The following is a 17,517-nucleotide window of genomic DNA, read 5'->3' as shown; positions in this document are numbered from 1 at the left end:
ACCCTATTATGGGGTCCCGTTTTTTTACGGTAAATATTGTTCTGCCAACATTACTACCTTGCCATCAATAATATAAAGGTTGAAAAAGCGATTATAGTCATTTACCACTTCATTGAATTCCTCAATAGTTTGTTTAAATTGAATTTGGTTGCCTTCTAGAATATAATAACTTGCGCCTAAATCTACGGAAATAGTTCCTTTCTTTTTCTCTTCAATAATAAATCCATTTGGCGCGTTATTGTCCTCTGTCATTTCAGCATAGTTAACTTTAAACGTAATATTAGCTTCATTTATATTAATCTCATCAATAAAACCTTGCTTCTTTTCTATGTTAGGAATATGTGACACAAGGCTTTCCAACATGTGGATTTTGGTATTTAATTCTTTATAAGCTTCGTTTTCAATGCTATTTATACCTTCTATTATTGTATACAACTCATTTATCTTTTTATCATTTTCTATAAGTTTATCATTCAACTCAAATATTTGTTCTTTCCAATTATCGTTTTCATTTGTGGCTATGGATTGTTGTGGCAAGGCGTCCTTTACACAACCGACTAATAGAAGTAATAATATACCTACGTAGATGAGATGAGTTTTTTCCAAATTACTCTTCCCTCCTATAAAAAGAATTACAGACAGCACTTGAAATTTCAAGACCATCTGTAAAAGGTAGTTAATTAGGAACCAGGAATAGGACTTCCATCATCAAGAATCTTATTATATCTAATCGGAAGAAATTTATGTGTTGATTCAAGCCAATGCCAAGTACGTGAATAGTTTTGAGCACCTTGTGTACCATCTTTTGCGGCCTCTTTAGTAATAATACTAGTTAAGCCGCCATTTACATAAAGTAGAGTATGGAAACCGCTGTCATTTAAAGCATCCATATGCTTAAGTTGTGGTTTAGTAATAGCGTGACTTATATTACTCAAAGTAGATGTTCCATACTTTAAATCAGTCCTAAACCAAGCAAGTCCTACAAATCCAGAACAATCTAATCCAGTAACACTCGATACCCCATAATCATTCCAATCAATGTCACCTGTTTGAAAGCCCTGACTTTGATACGTTCCAAAGTTACTCCTTCCTCCCGCACCATAGTCGTGCGCGTCCGCTCCGCCCCATTTATATGGAATTCCAATTATTGTTGAACCCACCGAAGCATTTCTAACATGATCAGGAAGTAAAGTTCCTGATGCCCTGTTGTTTATTACCACTAATAACTTTCCATGAGTAACCAATCATTCTATCGGCTCTATTAGCAACATCAGATCTGTGTAAATATCCATTCGGGCCAGTATTTGCTGCAATAGTTACTACTTGTTCTTCTGTCTTATTCGTAGCTGTTTGAGATTTCCATGCGCTATATTCCTTCGACTCCTTGAACCTCTCAATTCTATTTTTCAAATGCTTGGCAAATATTTTTCCAGGTTTTATTTCATAAATTGAAAGGTTTCCTTCTTGCGGTGATATCATGTAGATTGAATTATTATCCACCCTAACAAGTTCATCGGGTGGAAGGATCATCTTCTCTAAGGGAATTCTAACAGCGCCTAATGTATGTCCTTTTTTGCTTGCTATATAAAGATGCATTTCTGCCATAATTTTAGGAATATCCTCACGCAAGTTGATGATTTTTGTACAAAGCTCTTTAATTTCATCAACGTCCACTCTTTCAACTGAAGGTTTTTCTGGAAAAGATAACTCCAATCGATTGAAAAGCATCTCCACAACCTCTTCATTTGGCTCAATTTTGCCATTCTCAATCCTGCTCAAATATGAAATGGAGCAAATCCCTTTTGCCAAGACAGCTTGTTTCATTTTTTGTGTACGTCGCTCCATTTTTAATTAAAGTTCCTACGTCCATAGGTATCACCTTCACTTGGGGATATTTAACATTAGGTTTGCATAATCGATGTAAGAATAGAAGGACAATAACAAAAACGAGACTCTAATTCTGAGTCTCGTTTTTGTATGCCGTATAGTATTAAGCTTCTTGCTCAGTCAACTGAACCTGCGCAGCCTTAGCTTGCTTTCGCTTTTTCGAAGGTAGCATATTGAATATAATATTTAATGTAATTGCTGTTAAGCTTCCGGCAACGATGCCGTTGCTTGTAAGCATTTGGAAACTCGCAGGAAGGTTTGCAAAGATATCGGGAACGACAGATACGCCAAGACCAAGGCCAACTGAACAAGCGATGATCATTGCGTTTTCTTGTGATTCCCCTACTACCTTGCTCAACATTTTGATACCTTGTGAAATAACCATGCCGAACATCGCCACCATTGCCCCGCCCAACACAGAAGTTGGAATGACTGTTGCCATTGCCGCGACCTTCGGCATGAAACCTAAAGATACAAGCATGATCGCTGTGATTAAAATGACCTTGCGTGATTTGACTCCTGACATTTGGACCAAACCGACATTTTGTGAAAATGTCGTGTATGGGAATGCATTGAAAATCCCGCCAATCAACGAAGCCAGCCCTTCTGAACGGTAACCCTTTTCCAAATCTTTTTTAGTTATTTCCTTCTCAGTTATATCGCCCAATGCAAAGTACACACCCGTGGACTCTACTAATGAAACCATTGCTACCAACGTCATCGTTAAAATCGGAACAAGATGGAACGTCGGTGTAGCAAGATAGAATGGCGTTAGTAAATGAAAAGCCGAAGCTTCTTTCACAGCACCGAAATCCACGATACCCATCATCATAGCCGCGACTGTACCTACAGCCATTCCAAGCAGAATCGAGATTGATCGAAGAAAACCTGTTGTAAATCGATATAGGAGGATGATGCATAGAAGAGTTCCAAACGAAAGAAGAATATTGATGCTTGATCCGAAATCCGGTGCGCCCATTCCACCACCCATATTATTCAAAGCGACAGGGATTAAAGTGATACCGATAATTGTTACGACAGAACCTGTTACGACTGGTGGGAAGAACTTGATCAACTTTCCAAAAAAAGTGCTAATGAGAACAATGATCAGTCCAGAAGCGATGACTGCCCCATAAATTGCAGAAATTCCGTATTTATCTCCGATAGAAATCATCGGACCGACTGCAGTAAATGTACATCCTAAAACGACAGGCAATCCGATTCCGAAAAACCGGTTGTTCATAATTTGTAGGATCGTTGCAATCCCGCACATGAGAATGTCAATTGACACAAGATACGTCAATTGTGTGGAAGTCAACCCGATCGCTTGCCCAACTATAAGAGGTACTAATATTGCCCCCGCGTACATTGCCAATAAATGCTGGAAGCCTAATACGGTAGATTTCATATAGATGTACCTTCTTCCTTAAATGTAACTTGATCATTTTGAAGCGATTCGATAATTGCCAAAGACTCGACCCGAATGCCTTCTTCACGAATCATTGTACCGCCCCGTTGGAATCCTTTTTCAATAACAATGCCTACCCCAGTTAGATGCGCCTTTGCTTGATCAATGATCTCTTTTAATCCTAAGACGACTTGGCCATTAGCAAGAAAATCATCTATCATTAACACCTTATCTCCATTTTCAAGAAAGTCTTTTGAGACAGAAATTTCGTTTGTTTCATTTTTCGTGAAGGAGTGTACACTCGCTGTAAGCAAGTTATCGGTCATCGTCAACGACTTTCGTTTACGGGCAAAAATCACAGGGACACCTAACTCTAAGCCAGTCATCATTGCTGGTGCAATACCCGAAGATTCGATCGTAAGTACTTTTGTCACTCCGCTATCTTTGAATCTGTTTGCGAACTCTTCTCCGATTGCCTTCATCAATTCCGGATCGATTTGGTGATTCAAAAACGTATCCACTTTCAACACCTGATCGGAAAGTACTTTGCCGTCCTTCATGATTTTTTCCTGTAATTGTTTCAAGCTAATGCTCCTCCTTTGATTTATCACGATCACAACACAAAAAACCGGATGATCGTGCATCCATTCATTTTCATGAGTGGAGCAAGGTCATCCGGTTTTATAAATACCGAATATAAAGCGAAAAAATATGCACTAATAGCATATGCTTTCACTTCTTGCTTCTCATAGTCGGTCCATTTACGGTGAACCGGTAGAAACTTGCGGGCCATATTCCCGCGATTATATGAGTGGATGTTTATTAATTAGGCTTTAATTATATCACGCTTTCGACAGTTTTCAACAAAGTTTTTATCAATCTATCATTCGCGGAATAGTATATAAACATCACAAATTCAAAACTTTTATCTCGAAATCATTACCAATATTTCAATAAGGTTAAGTCGACTGGAATACTGTTTAATCTTTTCAACTTCGGCTATATATGGACTGTAGGCCACTACAAATATATCAAACTTAAAGGAGAGATATTTCAATGGCTAAAAACAACAACAACAACAACAACAACAATCGTGGAAAAATGTCGTTAGAAGAGGCAGGCCGTAAAGGCGGAGAAGCAACTGCAAGAAACCATGACAGAGATTTCTATGAAGAGATCGGGCGTAAGGGTGGAGAAGCGACGGCTGAAAACCATGATAGAAGTTTCTACGAAGAGATTGGGCGTAAAGGTGGAGAAGCTACCGCTCGAAATCATGACAGAGATTTCTATGAAGAAATCGGACGTAAAGGCGGAGAAGCCCGCGCCCAACAAAATGATAATGATAACAACAACCGCTAAGCAGGAAAACACTATTAGTATATAAGCCTAAACAGCCGGAAGAGGTTAGAAAATACCTCTTCCGGCTGTTTTTGTATAGCTTATGCAGTTGTCACGGCAACGTCCAATTCCAACACAATCGGGCAATGATCGCTTCCCATAATATGCGGATGAATGTCAGCAGTTTTCAATAAATGTTTGATACGGTCTGAAACGATAAAGTAGTCAATACGCCAGCCAATGTTCCGCTCCCTGACATTACGCATATAGGACCACCATGTATAGGCATGTTCAACTTCTGGATTTAAATGACGGAACGTGTCGATGAACCCCGCGTTTAATAATGCCGTCATTTCCCCTCTTTCTTCTTCGGTAAAGCCAGAATTCCCTACATTCGTTTTAAAATTTCGGATGTCGATATTTTGATGTGCTACATTTAAATCGCCGCAGAAAATGACAGGCTTTACTTGATTAAGCTGTATTAAATAGTCTCTCATTCTTGTTTCCCAATCCATTCTGAAAGGAAGTCGTGCCAAGTCCCTTTGTGCGTTTGGTGCATAGACATTCACTAAATAGAACTTCGGGAATTCCAATGTCAGAATTCTTCCTTCATCTTCAGAGTCCATATCCCCTACTCCATATTTAACGCTTAATGGTTCTTCTTTTGTGAAAACCGCAGTGCCTGAATACCCCTTTTTCAGTGCATAGTTCCAATACTGGTGATACCCTTCCAGCTCAAGCTCGATTTGGCCGCTCTGCAGTTTTGTTTCTTGAATGCAGAAAATATCTGCGTCCTGTTCTTTAAAATAGTCAAGAAACCCTTTTCTTACACAGGCTCTTAATCCATTAACATTCCAAGAGATTAATTTCATGATAAAAGCTCCTTCACCCAACACACAATACATTATATTGTACTAGAAATAGGTGTCTCGTCAAAGATTAATAGCTGAGGATAGCTTGATTAGTGTTCAGGTAAAGATGTTTTGAGCGTTAGACAGGAACCATTAGCGCGGGACGGCTATTGTTGAGCGCGAATCGGAAATCTTGAGCGCCGGACGGCTATTCTTGAGCGCGAATCGGAAACCTTGAGCGCGGGACAGCCATTGTTGAGCGCGAATCGGATATCTTGAGCGCGGGACAGCCATTGTTGAGCGCGAATCGGAAATCTTGAGCGCGGGACAGCTATTGTTGAGCGCGAATCGGAAACCTTGAGCGCGGGACGGCCATTGTTGAGCGCGAATCGGAAACCTTGAGCGCCGGACAGCCATTCTTGAGCGCGAATCGGAAATCTTGAGCGCGGGACAGCTATTGTTGAGCGCGAATCGGAAACCTTGAGCGCGGGACAGCCATTGTTGAGCACGAATCGGAAACCTTGAGCGCGGGACGGCTATTGTTGAGCGCGAATCGGAAACCTTGAGCGCCGGACAGCCTTTCTTGAGCGCGAATCGAAAATCTTGAGCGCCAGATGGCTATTCTTGAGCGCGAATCGCGAACCTTGAGCGCGGGACAGCCTTTCTTGAGCGCGAATCGGAAACCTTGAGCGCCGGACAGCCTTTCTTGAGCGCGAATCGGAAACCTTGAGCGCGGGACAGCCATTGTTGAGCACGAATCGGAAATCTTGAGCGAGGGACAGCTATTGTTGAGCGCGAATCGGAAATCTTGAGCGCGGGACGGCTATTCTTGAGCGTAGAGGTGTACACCAAAAAAAAAAGCTGTCCAGACTAATTCTTGGACAGCTTCTTTACAAGTTCTATTATTTTGCGTTTAATGCAACTGCGATTTTCGCACCAACTACAGCGTTGTTTTTAACTAAAGCGATATTCGCTTCAAGGCTACGGCCTTCTGTAAGATCTTTCACTTTTCCTAACATGAATGGTGTAACATCTTTTCCTGCGATATTTTGCTCTTCTGCTTCTTTGAGTGCTTCATTAATAATACCGTCGATGAATGATTTTTCCATAGCATCTGCCACTGGAATTGGATTTGCAATAACTGCGCCGCCTTTTAATCCAAGATCCCATTTCACACGAAGAACGTCTGCGACTGTTTCCGGATCATCTACGCGGATATTAAGTTTGAAATCACTTTCACGTGTGAAGAAAGCTGGAAGTACATCCGTGCCGTATCCAATGACTGGTACACCGTTTGTTTCCAAGTATTCAAGTGTCAATCCAAGGTCCAGGATAGATTTCGCACCCGCACAAATAACAGCAACATCTGTTTGTGAAAGCTCTTCAAGGTCTGCAGAAATATCCATTGTTGTTTCAGCACCACGGTGTACGCCACCGATTCCGCCAGTTACGAAGATTTTAATGTTAGCAAGCGCAGCAGCAATCATCGTCGTAGCAACTGTTGTTGCTCCAAGTTGCTTCGTAGCAAGCAAATACGCAAGGTCACGTCTTGATGCTTTTGCAACACCTTGGCTATTACCGAACATTTCAAGTTCATCGTCTGAAAGACCGACTTTTATCTTGCCATCAATGAGGGCAATTGTTGCTGGAACTGCACCGTTATCACGAACAATTTGTTCTACTTCGCGTGCAGTTTGAACGTTTTGTGGATAAGGCATACCGTGCGAAATGATTGTGGATTCTAATGCAACTACCGGTTTCCCAGCAGCCATAGCCTCTTGTACTTCGTTTGAATACTCTAGATATTGTTTCATCATAATTCCTCCAATTCTTTTTTAAGAAGCTCTCTGTTTAATTCAGGTCTTACTGTGTAAGGGCTCTCCAATGTCTTTGCGGCATTCATTAATCCCATTCGGACATTTTCTTCAAAAGAACCTTCAACTAAATGTCCATGAAGCAATCCTGAGACAAAGGCATCCCCTGCCCCGGTCACATCTTCCACATGCACATTTTGTACAGCTGGGAAACGGATTGGCTCGCCGCCGGACGTAGCCGCCATTATACCTCTTGATCCGGCTGTTACAACAACATTTTCAGCACCAAATTTAAGCAATTCCTGGACAGCTTTCTTCCAGTCTTCTTCATTGTCAATGGTTATACCTGTATAAGTCTCTGCTTCATCCTGATTACAGATGAACCATGTAACTCCATTTAGGTCACTCGGCATCCTATTCATCTTTGGTGAAGATACAGGAATGATCACAAGTTGATTTCCTTTTTGTCTTGCCAAGTTTTTAACGTAATCGACAGATTCTTTTGGACAGTTTAAATCGATGATGATCATGGAAGCGTTTGAAATGACCCTCGATTTTTCCTCTAAATAGATAGGATTCAAGGAATCATAGATTTCCATATTCGCTAATGCGATGACAAGTTCTCCCGTGGGATCCAAAACTGCTGAGTAAGAGCCTGTCGACTTGCCAACCAGTTGGCCAACATCCGAAACATCCATGAAGGATGAGGAAACCCTCGAGATTACATCCCAGTCACTATCATTTCCAGCAACCGTCAACAGTCTGACTTGATGCTCTAAACGCCCTAAGTTTTCAGCGATGTTTCGAGCGACTCCCCCGACCGAAACAGTCATTGAAGCAGGATTGGAAGTTCCAAGTTGAGTATGTTCATTCAAATGGTATTTCCTATCTATATTGGCACCGCCTATGCAGATAACTTCCTTTTCTTCCGGAAGAATATATGCCCGACCCGTTATTTTCCCCTGTTTGATTAAACCGGAAATATGATTTGCTAACGTTGGTCTTGACATGCCAAGGGCATCAGCCATTTCTTGTTGCGATAAATAAGGGTTGGCTCGAATTAAGTCAAGAACAGCCCTTTCCTTTTCATTCAATTCCATCACCCTTTAAACATTTGTTTTTATTATAAACTTTTGTTTTTCATTTTACAAGAAAAAATTTCATCGACACTATATAAAGTTAAGTCAATGTCCAAAGGATGCCCAAGAGCCATATTGGCTAACTGCTTTCCAAGGTATGGGCCAACAGTTAACCCAGACGACCCTAAACCATTTGCAAAAAGTAATTCGGCATGACCGGGCACATTACCAATTACCGGCAAAAACCCCGGCGTGAATGGGCGCAAACCTACCCTAACTTCTTCAAAGGTCGCTTTTACCAAACCCGGCGCAACTTTAAGTGCCTTATCTAAAACTTCAAACATTCCACCTGCAGTAGGTTCAAATTTATTTTCCACATCATCTTCATGCGTGGCACCAACAATTATTTTACCCTCATCTGATGGCACGATATATTGGTCCGTAGGCGGCATGACTACCGGCCATTCTGACGTTTCTTGAAAGGGCAACCGCAAATGAACGATTTGCGCCTTCTGTCCTGTCACCGATACATTTAATCCAAGTGGTTCCAACAGTTCTCCGGCCCACGCACCAGCAGTAATAATCACTTTAGATGCTTTAACCTGTTCTCCATCTACAATGATTCCATTTACCTTATTTCCCACAGTTGTCAGTTTCGCATCGCCAAACTTCACAGTCGCCCCATGCTTTCTTGAAGCATTGATAAGTGCATCCCGCAACGCTCTTCCATCGACCCGTGCCGCTCCCTCTACAGAAATCGATGAAAACCTTTCCGAAAGTAAGGGAAATAAATTTGACGTCTCTGTTTCATTCAACAGGTTGACTTCACCGATTTCCGGAGCCTCTCTCCTTCTTATAAGTGTTCTCGCTTGCATCTTCTCAAGCTTACCCATTTCACTATGTAAACTAATCGCACCTACCCTCCGGTAACCCGTTTCAGTCTCACCATCTTCCTCCAATTGTCTGATCAATTCCGGGTAATAGGATGCTCCACCTCTTGCCAAAGCATACCAAGCCTTATTTCTCCGTTGTGAAATCCAGGGGCAAATGATTCCCGCTGCGGCATCAGTTGCTTGTCCTTTATCCTTACGGTCGACAAGGTGTACATCAGCACCCATTTTCGCCAAAAAGTATGCAGTTGATGCCCCTAAGATACCCCCGCCGATTATAATGAAACGTTCCATATAAAACACCTTTTCTTTTTAGGTATAGTGTACAACCTAAAAATCATACATACAAACATAGTCAAAATGAAACCGTTCTCACAATTGAAATAATAATGAAATAATTAGAATCTTTATTTTCAACTGAAAAAGAAGTATAATTATTCTTATTACTTAGTACATAACAAAAAATTAAAACGAGGAGATTTGATCAGCATGAGAAATTTACCCATCCAGATTAAACTGAGCGATTCAAGAAAAGAGAAGCCGAATCCAGAGACGCTTGTTTTTGGTAGAACTTTTACCGACCATATGTTCACAGCTGAGTTTGATGAAGGGATTGGATGGCATAGTCATCGAATTGTACCTTATGCCCCTATCACTTTAGATCCTGCAGCAATTGTTTTCCATTACGGTCAAACAGTTTTTGAAGGTTTAAAAGCGTATCGTTCGACTGATGGAGTCGTGAGGCTATTCCGTCCGGAAGAGAATATGAAAAGGATGAACCAATCGTTAGACCGGCTTTGCATGCCTAAAATTGACGAAGAAATGGCATTACAAGCACTAACAGAACTCATCCAAATTGAAAGGGACTGGATTCCGACAGTAAAAGGCACGTCACTATATATCCGGCCATTTATGATAGCAAATGAGGCTTTCCTTGGAGTTGCTCCAGCTAAAAAATATCAGTTCTTCATCATTCTATCCCCGGTAGGCTCGTATTATAAAGAAGGCATTCATCCTATTAAAATTCTTGTCGAGAATGAATTCGTAAGAGCAGTGAAAGGCGGTACTGGCGGGGCAAAAACAGCAGGGAACTATGCATCGGGATTAAAAGCCCAAGAAGTTGCGAACGAACGCGGACTTTCTCAAGTTCTTTGGCTAGACGGTGTGGAACGTAAATATATCGAAGAAGTCGGGAGTATGAATATCTTCTTTAAAATAGATGGAGAAATCATTACCCCTGCTATTAATGGCAGCATTCTTGAAGGTATTACTCGTAAATCTATTCTTCAGCTGCTGCATCATTGGGAAATCCCTGTTACAGAAAGGAAAATTTCTATCTTTGAAATCAGGGAGGCTTTTGAATCAGGAAAACTTGAGGAAGTTTTCGGAACAGGAACTGCAGCTGTTATATCACCTGTCGGAGAATTGAACTGGGATGGCTATAAAATGATTGTTAACAACGGAAAAACCGGTTCCTTGTCAAGACAGCTATTTGATACGTTAACGAATATTCAAACTGGGATTTCAGAGGACCCATTTAATTGGGTTATTGAATTGAAAAATGAGTTGGCTAAACTCGCATAAATAAGGCAGAGAAGAAATCTTTCCTCTCTGCCAATTTCAATAGGCTTACAATCTATGCGATCTTTTGATAACGATTCAATAATATGTCAAGTTCTTGGCTGCACGCTACCACTTCAGGATGTGTCAATCCACGATTTTTTGCTTTTTCGACCATCTCTGTCCTTTTGATGTAAATCATTACAGATAGTATCTGTTTATCTATCAATCCCATTTGCAACTAATCCTCCATCAATTTATTATCCTTGCTCATCATAATCGACTTTAACTGAAAAAAATGTCGGATTATGTAACTACAAACAAAATTTTATACTTTCGTCACAAAGCTGTCACAAACAAAAAGAATAGGCATGTATATTTAGGTACATACCCATCCTTATCAAATAGAAAACACAATTTATCGAATTATTTTGCTTCCGGGAACATGCGATTGATACTTTCGGTCACTTCGTCAAAAAAACCTTCAACTGGATGCCCCTCACGGATTTGTTTGCCGTAATCCATAAAACTTTGTGCAACATCCGGATTAAAGGAAATGTAGACATTATTGAAGTCGGGATGGACATTTCTTACTTCATCCGAGATTTTATTCTTTAATGCCTCATCCTCATTGACTCCATCCTTTAAAACAACCCCAACATATGCATTGTTGTTTGTCACCAATACATTTGCACTTTCAACTTCATCAAGTGCGGCGATTTTATCTGCTGCATCATCAGCCACTTCGACTTTCGACTCTACAGAATTATCGTTCATAGTTCCATTAGTGTTATTGTTCGATGTATCGTTTGTTCCTGCTGCGCTCTCCCCGGTCCTATTCACGTCATTGGTTGCGTTGTTATCTGTCGTATTCTTATCATTATTCGTGCCGCACCCAAATAATAAAACCACCATAACCACAGTTAGTGGAAACAAAGCTATTTTTTTCATTGTTATTCACTCCTTTTTATAGTTCACCTGTATGGTGTGTAAAATCTGAAATTCTATACAGGCAACAAAAAAACGGATGAGAAATCCACCCGTTTTTTTTGACCATCTATTAATATTTCGAGCCACTGTCTCCATATTCATCCAAAAGTTCTGCAAAAGATTTATTCTTTTCGCGTTCCGCTTTTTCTTTCCGAAGTTTTTCGAGACGTTTTTCTTCCTTCGCTTGGGCGCTTGCCATCAACTCTTTTTTGGTTTCTTTCAACTTAGATACAATATCATAATCGAGTGAATCCATCAGAGTTGCCTTTTCGCTTTCTTGCTTTTTAGGCGCAAGTTGCTTCTTCTCTTTTTTCTTTGCCATACGGTCCACCTTCTTTCTTATGGAAGTTGAACGATTGTGGCCACCCCTTGTCCCCCACCGATGCAAAGTGTAGCAAGTCCTGTTTTTGCCTCACGACGTTTCATTTCATGCAGCAATGTAACGAGTATTCTTGCACCACTTGCCCCAATTGGATGACCAAGGGCAATTGCCCCACCATTTACATTCAATTTCTTTTTATCGAATTGAAGTTCGCGATCTACTGCGAGCGATTGAGCTGCAAATGCTTCATTCGCTTCTATCAAGTCAATATCAGCAAGTTCCAATCCAGATTTCTCTAATACATTTCTCACAGCTTGTACAGGTCCAATTCCCATTACAGCTGGATCTACACCGGCATTCGCATTTGCCTTGATGATTGCGAGAGGTTCAACTCCAAGCTCTTCAGCTTTCTGTTTAGACATAATGACGAATGCAGCAGCACCATCATTAATACCCGATGCGTTCCCCGCAGTCACACTGCCGTCTTTTTTGAAAGCAGGACGTAATTTTGTAAGCTTCTCAATAGTAGTCCCGTCTTTCACATACTCATCTGTATCGAAGATCACTGGTTCACCTTTACGTTGAGGTATTTCAACCGGAACAATTTCTTCTTTGAATTTTCCACTTTCAATTGCGGCAGCGGCTTTTTCCTGTGAAGCTGCTGAAAACGCATCCTGCTCTTCCCTTGTTAATGAATAACGGTCACATAAATTCTCCGCAGTAATGCCCATATGATAATCGTTGAATGCACACCAAAGTCCGTCGGAAATCATGCTGTCGATCACCTTTTGGTCACCCATCTTAAATCCATCTCGTGCATTTTTCAACAAGAACGGGGCTTGGCTCATATTTTCCATTCCACCCGCGACTACGATATCCGCGTCACCTGCGATAATTGCCTGTCTTGCAAGGTGAACAGCCTTCAATCCAGAACCGCAAACTTTATTGATCGTCATTGCGGGTACGGTTTCCGGAAGACCTGCTTTGATAGCTGCTTGGCGTGCTGGATTTTGACCAAGTCCAGACTGCAGGACATTCCCCATGATTACTTCATCAACTTCCTCTGCTTTAATACCCGAACGCGATAGAGCTTCCTTAATAACAATTCCTCCAAGCTCTGTAGCGGATACATCTTTCAAAGATCCTAAGAACGAACCGATTGCTGTACGAACTGCACTAACGATTACGACTTCATTTGACAAAATAATTCCCCCTATCATTTAATGACATTTTCATATTCCCGAGATTTTCTTCATTCTGAATTGCCCTTTATCGCATCCCTTCAGTACAATAGAAGTAGGAGGGATGATATGTTCATTTTACCAAAGAACGTTACAATTATCGAGGTTGGACCGCGGGATGGTCTTCAAAATGAAAAGAATTATGTGGAAGAAACAGAGAAAGTTAGATTCATCCACGCACTTCAAGAGTCTGGTATTGAGGAAATGGAACTCACTTCATTCGTATCGCCGAAATGGGTACCACAATTGGCGGATGCTAAAAATATCGTAAAAAAGTCTGTTAAAAACGGTCGACAGTTTGTCCTCGCTCCAAATGAAAAAGGCGCTGAACTTGCAATAGAAGCCGGAGCAGAAAGTATTGCGGTTTTTGTTGGTGTAAGCAATACTTTCAATCAGAAAAACATTAACCGAACAACTGAGGAAAGCATGGATGCACTTGAACCTGTTATTAATCGGCTGAAAAACAAAGCTGTTTTCGTAAGGGCGTGTATTTCGACCGCATTTTATTGTCCATATGAAGGAAAGATTAATAAAGATGATGTCATCGCTTTATGCCGACGCTTCGTTTCGTTAGGGGTTGATGAATTAAGCGTTGCAGACACAATCGGCATGGCTAATCCTGTTGAAAGCTACGAATTATTCAATCTGCTTAAAGGGGAGTTAAATAATAAAGTTCTCTTAACCGCCCATTTTCATGACACACGTAAAATGGCACTTGCCAATATTTTCGCAGCACTGCAGGCAGGTATCGACCGATTTGATACATCTGCCGGTGGTCTTGGTGGATGCCCTTTCGCACCCGGAGCGACAGGAAATGTCGCAACTGAAGATGTCGTGAATATGTTAGATTCAATGGGCATCATAACAGGAGTCGATGTCGATAAAGTATGTGAGGCTGTTGAAAAAATTGCTCCGCATGTTTCACAACCGATAGAAACAGGTATGTACAGATTATACAAAAACCGCGGTTTTTAGAGGAGTTGAATGAAATTGAAACGGCGCTTCCTTTATATAACGGGTATTATAGGAAGCATTTACACCGCTATTCTTACAATATTAGGGTTTTATGCAACCAGTCGATTAATGTACATGAAATTGAAGGATAATGATGTAATTCTTAAACGTGAAATAATTGCAAAGCGTTTTGACCAGCAATGGTATGAAACTGTACGAAAAGAAAACTTCTGGGTAAATTCTCCGAACGGCTATAAGCTTCGGGCAGTTTACTTGCAACCATTGGATACTACACGAACGGTGATTATTTGCCACGGGGTGACTGAAAATAAGATCAACTCTGTAAAATACGCAAGATTATTTGAGCGCTTAGGTTTTAATTCTGTTGTCTACGATCACCGACGTCACGGCGATTCAGGTGGCAAAACGACAAGTTTCGGATTTTACGAAAAGGTTGATTTAAACGCTATAGTTACAGAAGTTCGGAATCGTATCGGAAGCCGAGCTCTCCTTGGAATCCACGGCGAGTCCATGGGTGCTGCGGCGACGATTTTATATGGTGGAGATTTTGAAGGTGAAGCCGATTTCTATATCGTCGATTGTCCGTTTTCTGATTTCACCGAGCAGATTCTTCATATATTGCGATCAACCACACCTCTACGTACATCGATGACACTGCGTGCAGCAAACCTAATCTTGAAATTAAGGGACGGCTACACAACAAATCTTATTTCGCCCAGAGAAGCTATCAAGAATATTTCATTACCTATGCTTTTCATCCACAGCATGGAAGATGATTTCATCTTGCCTGAAATGACGAAGGAACTTTTCGGTTTAAAAAAAGATAAAAAGATGATGAAACTGTTCCCTAAAGGCGCACATGCCAAATCATTCAATGAAAATCCAGAGGAATATGAAAAAGCAGTGCTTCAGTTTTTACATGAGTTTGGATTTAATTCATAACAAACGAAAAAGACCTTCTCTTTCTTTGCTATAAAGAGTGGGTCTTTTTGAGGTACTGTCATAAAATTGAATGAAATGTCTTTATTTTACAGGCGTAATCTTTTCTTCTATTTAGAAAGACTAATAATTTCTTTTATAATAGAGCCAATCTCATCACCATCTTTAATGACGAATAAATAGTCAGCTTCGCCTTCATCCGGATCAATGACATCTTCAAGCTTGGATTCTTTCTGCTGCCTCATTAACACATCCTTAAAAGTAGTGTAATTGCCCCTGAAAATGTTTGTACTGCGTTGGCTATTGGCAATCCGTTCAAGAAGAATTTCATCCGAAATATCGAAATGGACTAAGATACGGACAAATTCATCTTTAGGATACACTTCTTCCAATAAGTACCTTCTTCCTGATATCGTCCGATTTGCACTGCTTGCAATAATATGTAAGTCTGTATGTTCCTTTGCGTACTCGACTATTAACTTTGAAATGGAATGCTTTAGCGTATTAGGACCTGATTTCGGTTGCAACTTTTTATAATGCAAATTAATAAATTCAGCGTGATTATCTTGGTCCATAACAAAAGAGTTGTCCAACGCTCTTTCTAAATCCCTTGCAAATGTACTTTTTCCACTATGTGTCTTTCCAACAGTAATGATCGCTAACCTTTTCACTCTTCCACCCCATTACCAAACATCGAGTACAATGTCCTGTCAATATATTCCTATTATAACATGAAAACAGAATCAATTTCCGACTAACTCAGTGGCGGAAAAAAGAAACACAGTTTTCTACACTTCAAACGCTGTAAAACTTCCTTCGTCATCAATATCCTTAACTGTGACTAACCTATCACTGAACTGCTCCACAGTTTTACTGTTGCTTCCTATGATGAGGGAAAGTACTTTAAAGGTCCTCTTGCTTTTCTCTTCATTGAATAATTTTAGGAATGAATCCGTTACTCGATCTTCTCCATCTGTGATAAAAACGATATCCGCTTTTTTAAAACGACTTTTACTTATTACCTTCACTGCGGCATTCAGTGCAAATGCAAAGTTTGTTCCTCCCCCTAAAAATGTCTGTGCAAGTCTGACCATTTGAGTGATCGCTATCTTCCCTTTTCTATATTCAAAAACTTGAACATTCGAAGAGAATAACACCAAGCAAAAATCTCTTCTTTGCTTCTTTGCAATTGATAAAAGTGCTAATGCAAACCCTTTTGATTTGGCGTCAAGGCTACTCATACTGTCGGATTGGTCAAGACAAAGTACAATTGGACCCTTCTTCAAATCCTCGCATCCTATTTGTTCATATTGCATCGTTTGTTTTTCCGCAAATCGGCGAAGGAAATCCAGTTTCGTCAGCCGATTTGCATATAAGCTTAATTCAACTGAAAGCAATTTTTCAATGTCGTTTCCAATAGTCACTCCCTTTCTTTCTACTGATTGGTCTTGTTTTGTCTTTTGTTTTTTCTGTGCAATCTGTTTAAAGCGACCTGCCCAATCAGCTATTTTTCTCATGTTTTTTGAAGATGCAAGTTTCTCTGCTAAGATGATTTGATCGCGTAAAGGCACTTTCTTTATTGTTGTTTCGGCATTCCCAGCACTTATACCGCCTAACAATGATTTTATGCCATCATTTACTTGCTTCGATTCCTTTCGGGCTTGATCCATCGACTGAAGGAAACAATCGCTATTACCTAAAATAATCTGCTGTAATCCGGTATTTAATTCACTCATTGCATCCACAAGGCTTTTCTGCTCAACATCTTGAATTTGCTGCTTTTGTTGTTTTCTTAGTAATTGTTGAACATAGCGGACTTGATCTTGAAGATTTTTGTCCTCTTCTACTTTCTGATTTAACCAATCATTTATCATTTCTCCAAATTTTATAGTACAGATGGTAGATGCCAAATCATTTAAACGGGTAAAACTTCTGTAATAAGTAAAGTACTCATCTGCCATAATGACTTTCATAAATAATTTATTTACCGAAAATATCTCATCAACGTCCTTATCGCGTATTACCGGTTTCATCTTAAACTGGGAAGCCCATATATCACTCAGCAATGGTTCAAATGTAGGTAATACAGACTCATCGCTTAACTTTTGTAGCCTTTGTGACATCTCAAGAATCTCTTTGAAACGTCTTCTGTCAAACGCATCCGTATTCAACACTGAATTATTCTCTTCATAGATTTTGCTCCTTCTCACTCAGGTACCCCTT

At 40.4% G+C, this 17,517-nt stretch carries 20 protein-coding genes, 1 pseudogene and 1 riboswitch; of the genes and pseudogenes, 4 read left to right on the top strand and 17 right to left on the bottom strand.

Annotated elements, in window-relative coordinates; genetic code table 11:
* Window positions 1-24: 24 nt before the first annotated feature.
* From NSQ43_RS10280 to NSQ43_RS10260, 5 genes are all read right to left on the bottom strand, one after another.
* Window positions 25-606, bottom strand: a complete 582-nt coding sequence (locus NSQ43_RS10280) for a hypothetical protein (RefSeq protein WP_339249892.1) — start codon at window positions 604-606, stop codon at window positions 25-27.
* A gap of 74 nt (window positions 607-680) precedes the next feature.
* Complete coding sequence (locus tag NSQ43_RS10275) at window positions 681-1,220, bottom strand: hypothetical protein (protein ID WP_339249890.1); 540 nt, start codon at window positions 1,218-1,220, stop codon at window positions 681-683.
* Window positions 1,180-1,845: a helix-turn-helix transcriptional regulator gene (locus NSQ43_RS10270; protein WP_339249889.1), complete on the bottom strand. Its 666-nt coding sequence runs from the start codon at window positions 1,843-1,845 to the stop codon at window positions 1,180-1,182. Before NSQ43_RS10270 ends, NSQ43_RS10275 begins: the two co-directional genes overlap by 41 nt.
* A gap of 145 nt (window positions 1,846-1,990) precedes the next feature.
* Complete coding sequence (locus NSQ43_RS10265; RefSeq protein WP_339249887.1) at window positions 1,991-3,295, bottom strand: nucleobase:cation symporter-2 family protein; 1,305 nt, start codon at window positions 3,293-3,295, stop codon at window positions 1,991-1,993.
* A complete protein-coding gene (locus NSQ43_RS10260) occupies window positions 3,292-3,879 on the bottom strand; it encodes a xanthine phosphoribosyltransferase (RefSeq protein WP_339249885.1) in 588 nt (195 codons plus the stop codon). The genes NSQ43_RS10265 and NSQ43_RS10260 overlap by 4 nt, the downstream gene beginning before the upstream one ends.
* 145 nt (window positions 3,880-4,024) lie before the next feature.
* A riboswitch (purine riboswitch) is annotated at window positions 4,025-4,126 on the bottom strand.
* Between the two features lie 225 nt (window positions 4,127-4,351).
* Between NSQ43_RS10260 and NSQ43_RS10255 the strand changes: the two are divergent.
* Window positions 4,352-4,636, top strand: a pseudogene (locus NSQ43_RS10255) (general stress protein); the annotation flags it as partial.
* Between the two features lie 98 nt (window positions 4,637-4,734).
* On the opposite strand, the gene NSQ43_RS10250 reads toward NSQ43_RS10255, so the two are convergent.
* The 6 genes from NSQ43_RS10250 to NSQ43_RS10225 form a co-directional block, all read right to left on the bottom strand.
* The gene (locus tag NSQ43_RS10250; RefSeq protein ID WP_339249883.1) at window positions 4,735-5,505 is read right to left on the bottom strand and encodes an exodeoxyribonuclease III; all 771 of its coding nucleotides are present in this window, start codon (window positions 5,503-5,505) and stop codon (window positions 4,735-4,737) included.
* Window positions 5,506-5,651: 146 nt separating this feature from the next.
* A complete protein-coding gene (locus NSQ43_RS10245; protein ID WP_339249881.1) occupies window positions 5,652-5,993 on the bottom strand; it encodes a hypothetical protein in 342 nt (113 codons plus the stop codon).
* A gap of 27 nt (window positions 5,994-6,020) precedes the next feature.
* Window positions 6,021-6,239: a hypothetical protein gene (locus NSQ43_RS10240; protein ID WP_339249879.1), complete on the bottom strand. Its 219-nt coding sequence runs from the start codon at window positions 6,237-6,239 to the stop codon at window positions 6,021-6,023.
* Window positions 6,240-6,386: 147 nt separating this feature from the next.
* Complete coding sequence (locus tag NSQ43_RS10235; RefSeq protein WP_339249877.1) at window positions 6,387-7,298, bottom strand: pseudouridine-5'-phosphate glycosidase; 912 nt, start codon at window positions 7,296-7,298, stop codon at window positions 6,387-6,389.
* A complete protein-coding gene (locus tag NSQ43_RS10230; RefSeq protein WP_339249875.1) occupies window positions 7,298-8,392 on the bottom strand; it encodes a carbohydrate kinase in 1,095 nt (364 codons plus the stop codon). Before NSQ43_RS10230 ends, NSQ43_RS10235 begins: the two co-directional genes overlap by 1 nt.
* Before the next feature lie 29 nt (window positions 8,393-8,421).
* Window positions 8,422-9,561: an FAD-dependent oxidoreductase gene (locus tag NSQ43_RS10225; protein ID WP_339249873.1), complete on the bottom strand. Its 1,140-nt coding sequence runs from the start codon at window positions 9,559-9,561 to the stop codon at window positions 8,422-8,424.
* Between the two features lie 195 nt (window positions 9,562-9,756).
* On the opposite strand from NSQ43_RS10225, the gene NSQ43_RS10220 reads away from it, so the two are divergent.
* Window positions 9,757-10,851: a branched-chain amino acid aminotransferase gene (locus tag NSQ43_RS10220; RefSeq protein WP_339249871.1), complete on the top strand. Its 1,095-nt coding sequence runs from the start codon at window positions 9,757-9,759 to the stop codon at window positions 10,849-10,851.
* A gap of 52 nt (window positions 10,852-10,903) precedes the next feature.
* Here NSQ43_RS10220 and NSQ43_RS10215 read toward each other — a convergent pair whose 3' ends face one another.
* The 4 genes from NSQ43_RS10215 to NSQ43_RS10200 all read right to left on the bottom strand — a co-directional run bounded on the left by NSQ43_RS10215 (window position 10,904) and on the right by NSQ43_RS10200 (window position 13,344).
* The gene (locus tag NSQ43_RS10215; protein WP_339249869.1) at window positions 10,904-11,062 is read right to left on the bottom strand and encodes an aspartyl-phosphate phosphatase Spo0E family protein; all 159 of its coding nucleotides are present in this window, start codon (window positions 11,060-11,062) and stop codon (window positions 10,904-10,906) included.
* Between the two features lie 191 nt (window positions 11,063-11,253).
* Window positions 11,254-11,778 (bottom strand): YhcN/YlaJ family sporulation lipoprotein, encoded by a 525-nt coding sequence (locus NSQ43_RS10210; protein WP_339249867.1) that lies wholly within the window; start codon window positions 11,776-11,778, stop codon window positions 11,254-11,256.
* 109 nt (window positions 11,779-11,887) lie between these two features.
* Window positions 11,888-12,139: a YqkE family protein gene (locus NSQ43_RS10205; protein WP_339249866.1), complete on the bottom strand. Its 252-nt coding sequence runs from the start codon at window positions 12,137-12,139 to the stop codon at window positions 11,888-11,890.
* Window positions 12,140-12,156: 17 nt separating this feature from the next.
* Entirely contained in the window at window positions 12,157-13,344 is a 1,188-nt protein-coding gene (locus NSQ43_RS10200) for an acetyl-CoA C-acetyltransferase (protein WP_339254866.1), read from the bottom strand.
* Between the two features lie 105 nt (window positions 13,345-13,449).
* On the opposite strand from NSQ43_RS10200, the gene NSQ43_RS10195 reads away from it, so the two are divergent.
* On the top strand, window positions 13,450-14,355 hold the full coding sequence (locus NSQ43_RS10195) for a hydroxymethylglutaryl-CoA lyase (RefSeq protein ID WP_339249865.1): 906 nt from the start codon (window positions 13,450-13,452) through the stop codon (window positions 14,353-14,355).
* Window positions 14,356-14,364: 9 nt separating this feature from the next.
* Window positions 14,365-15,297 carry an alpha/beta hydrolase gene (locus NSQ43_RS10190; protein WP_339249863.1) on the top strand — a complete coding sequence of 311 codons (933 nt, stop codon included), beginning with the start codon at window positions 14,365-14,367 and terminating at the stop codon, window positions 15,295-15,297.
* 107 nt (window positions 15,298-15,404) lie between these two features.
* Here the strand turns inward: NSQ43_RS10190 and NSQ43_RS10185 are convergent, their stop codons facing one another.
* Together NSQ43_RS10185 and NSQ43_RS10180 are read right to left on the bottom strand one after the other, a co-directional pair.
* Window positions 15,405-15,965 (bottom strand): AAA family ATPase, encoded by a 561-nt coding sequence (locus tag NSQ43_RS10185; protein WP_339249861.1) that lies wholly within the window; start codon window positions 15,963-15,965, stop codon window positions 15,405-15,407.
* A 117-nt stretch (window positions 15,966-16,082) separates the two neighbouring features.
* Window positions 16,083-17,504 carry a VWA domain-containing protein gene (locus tag NSQ43_RS10180; protein WP_339249859.1) on the bottom strand — a complete coding sequence of 474 codons (1,422 nt, stop codon included), beginning with the start codon at window positions 17,502-17,504 and terminating at the stop codon, window positions 16,083-16,085.
* Between the last annotated feature and the right edge of the window lie 13 nt (window positions 17,505-17,517).

Origin of the sequence: Sporosarcina sp. FSL W8-0480 (assembly GCF_037963765.1) — a bacterium.
GTDB lineage: Bacteria > Bacillota > Bacilli > Bacillales_A > Planococcaceae > Sporosarcina.
This window is presented reverse-complemented; position numbering and strand designations above follow the sequence as displayed.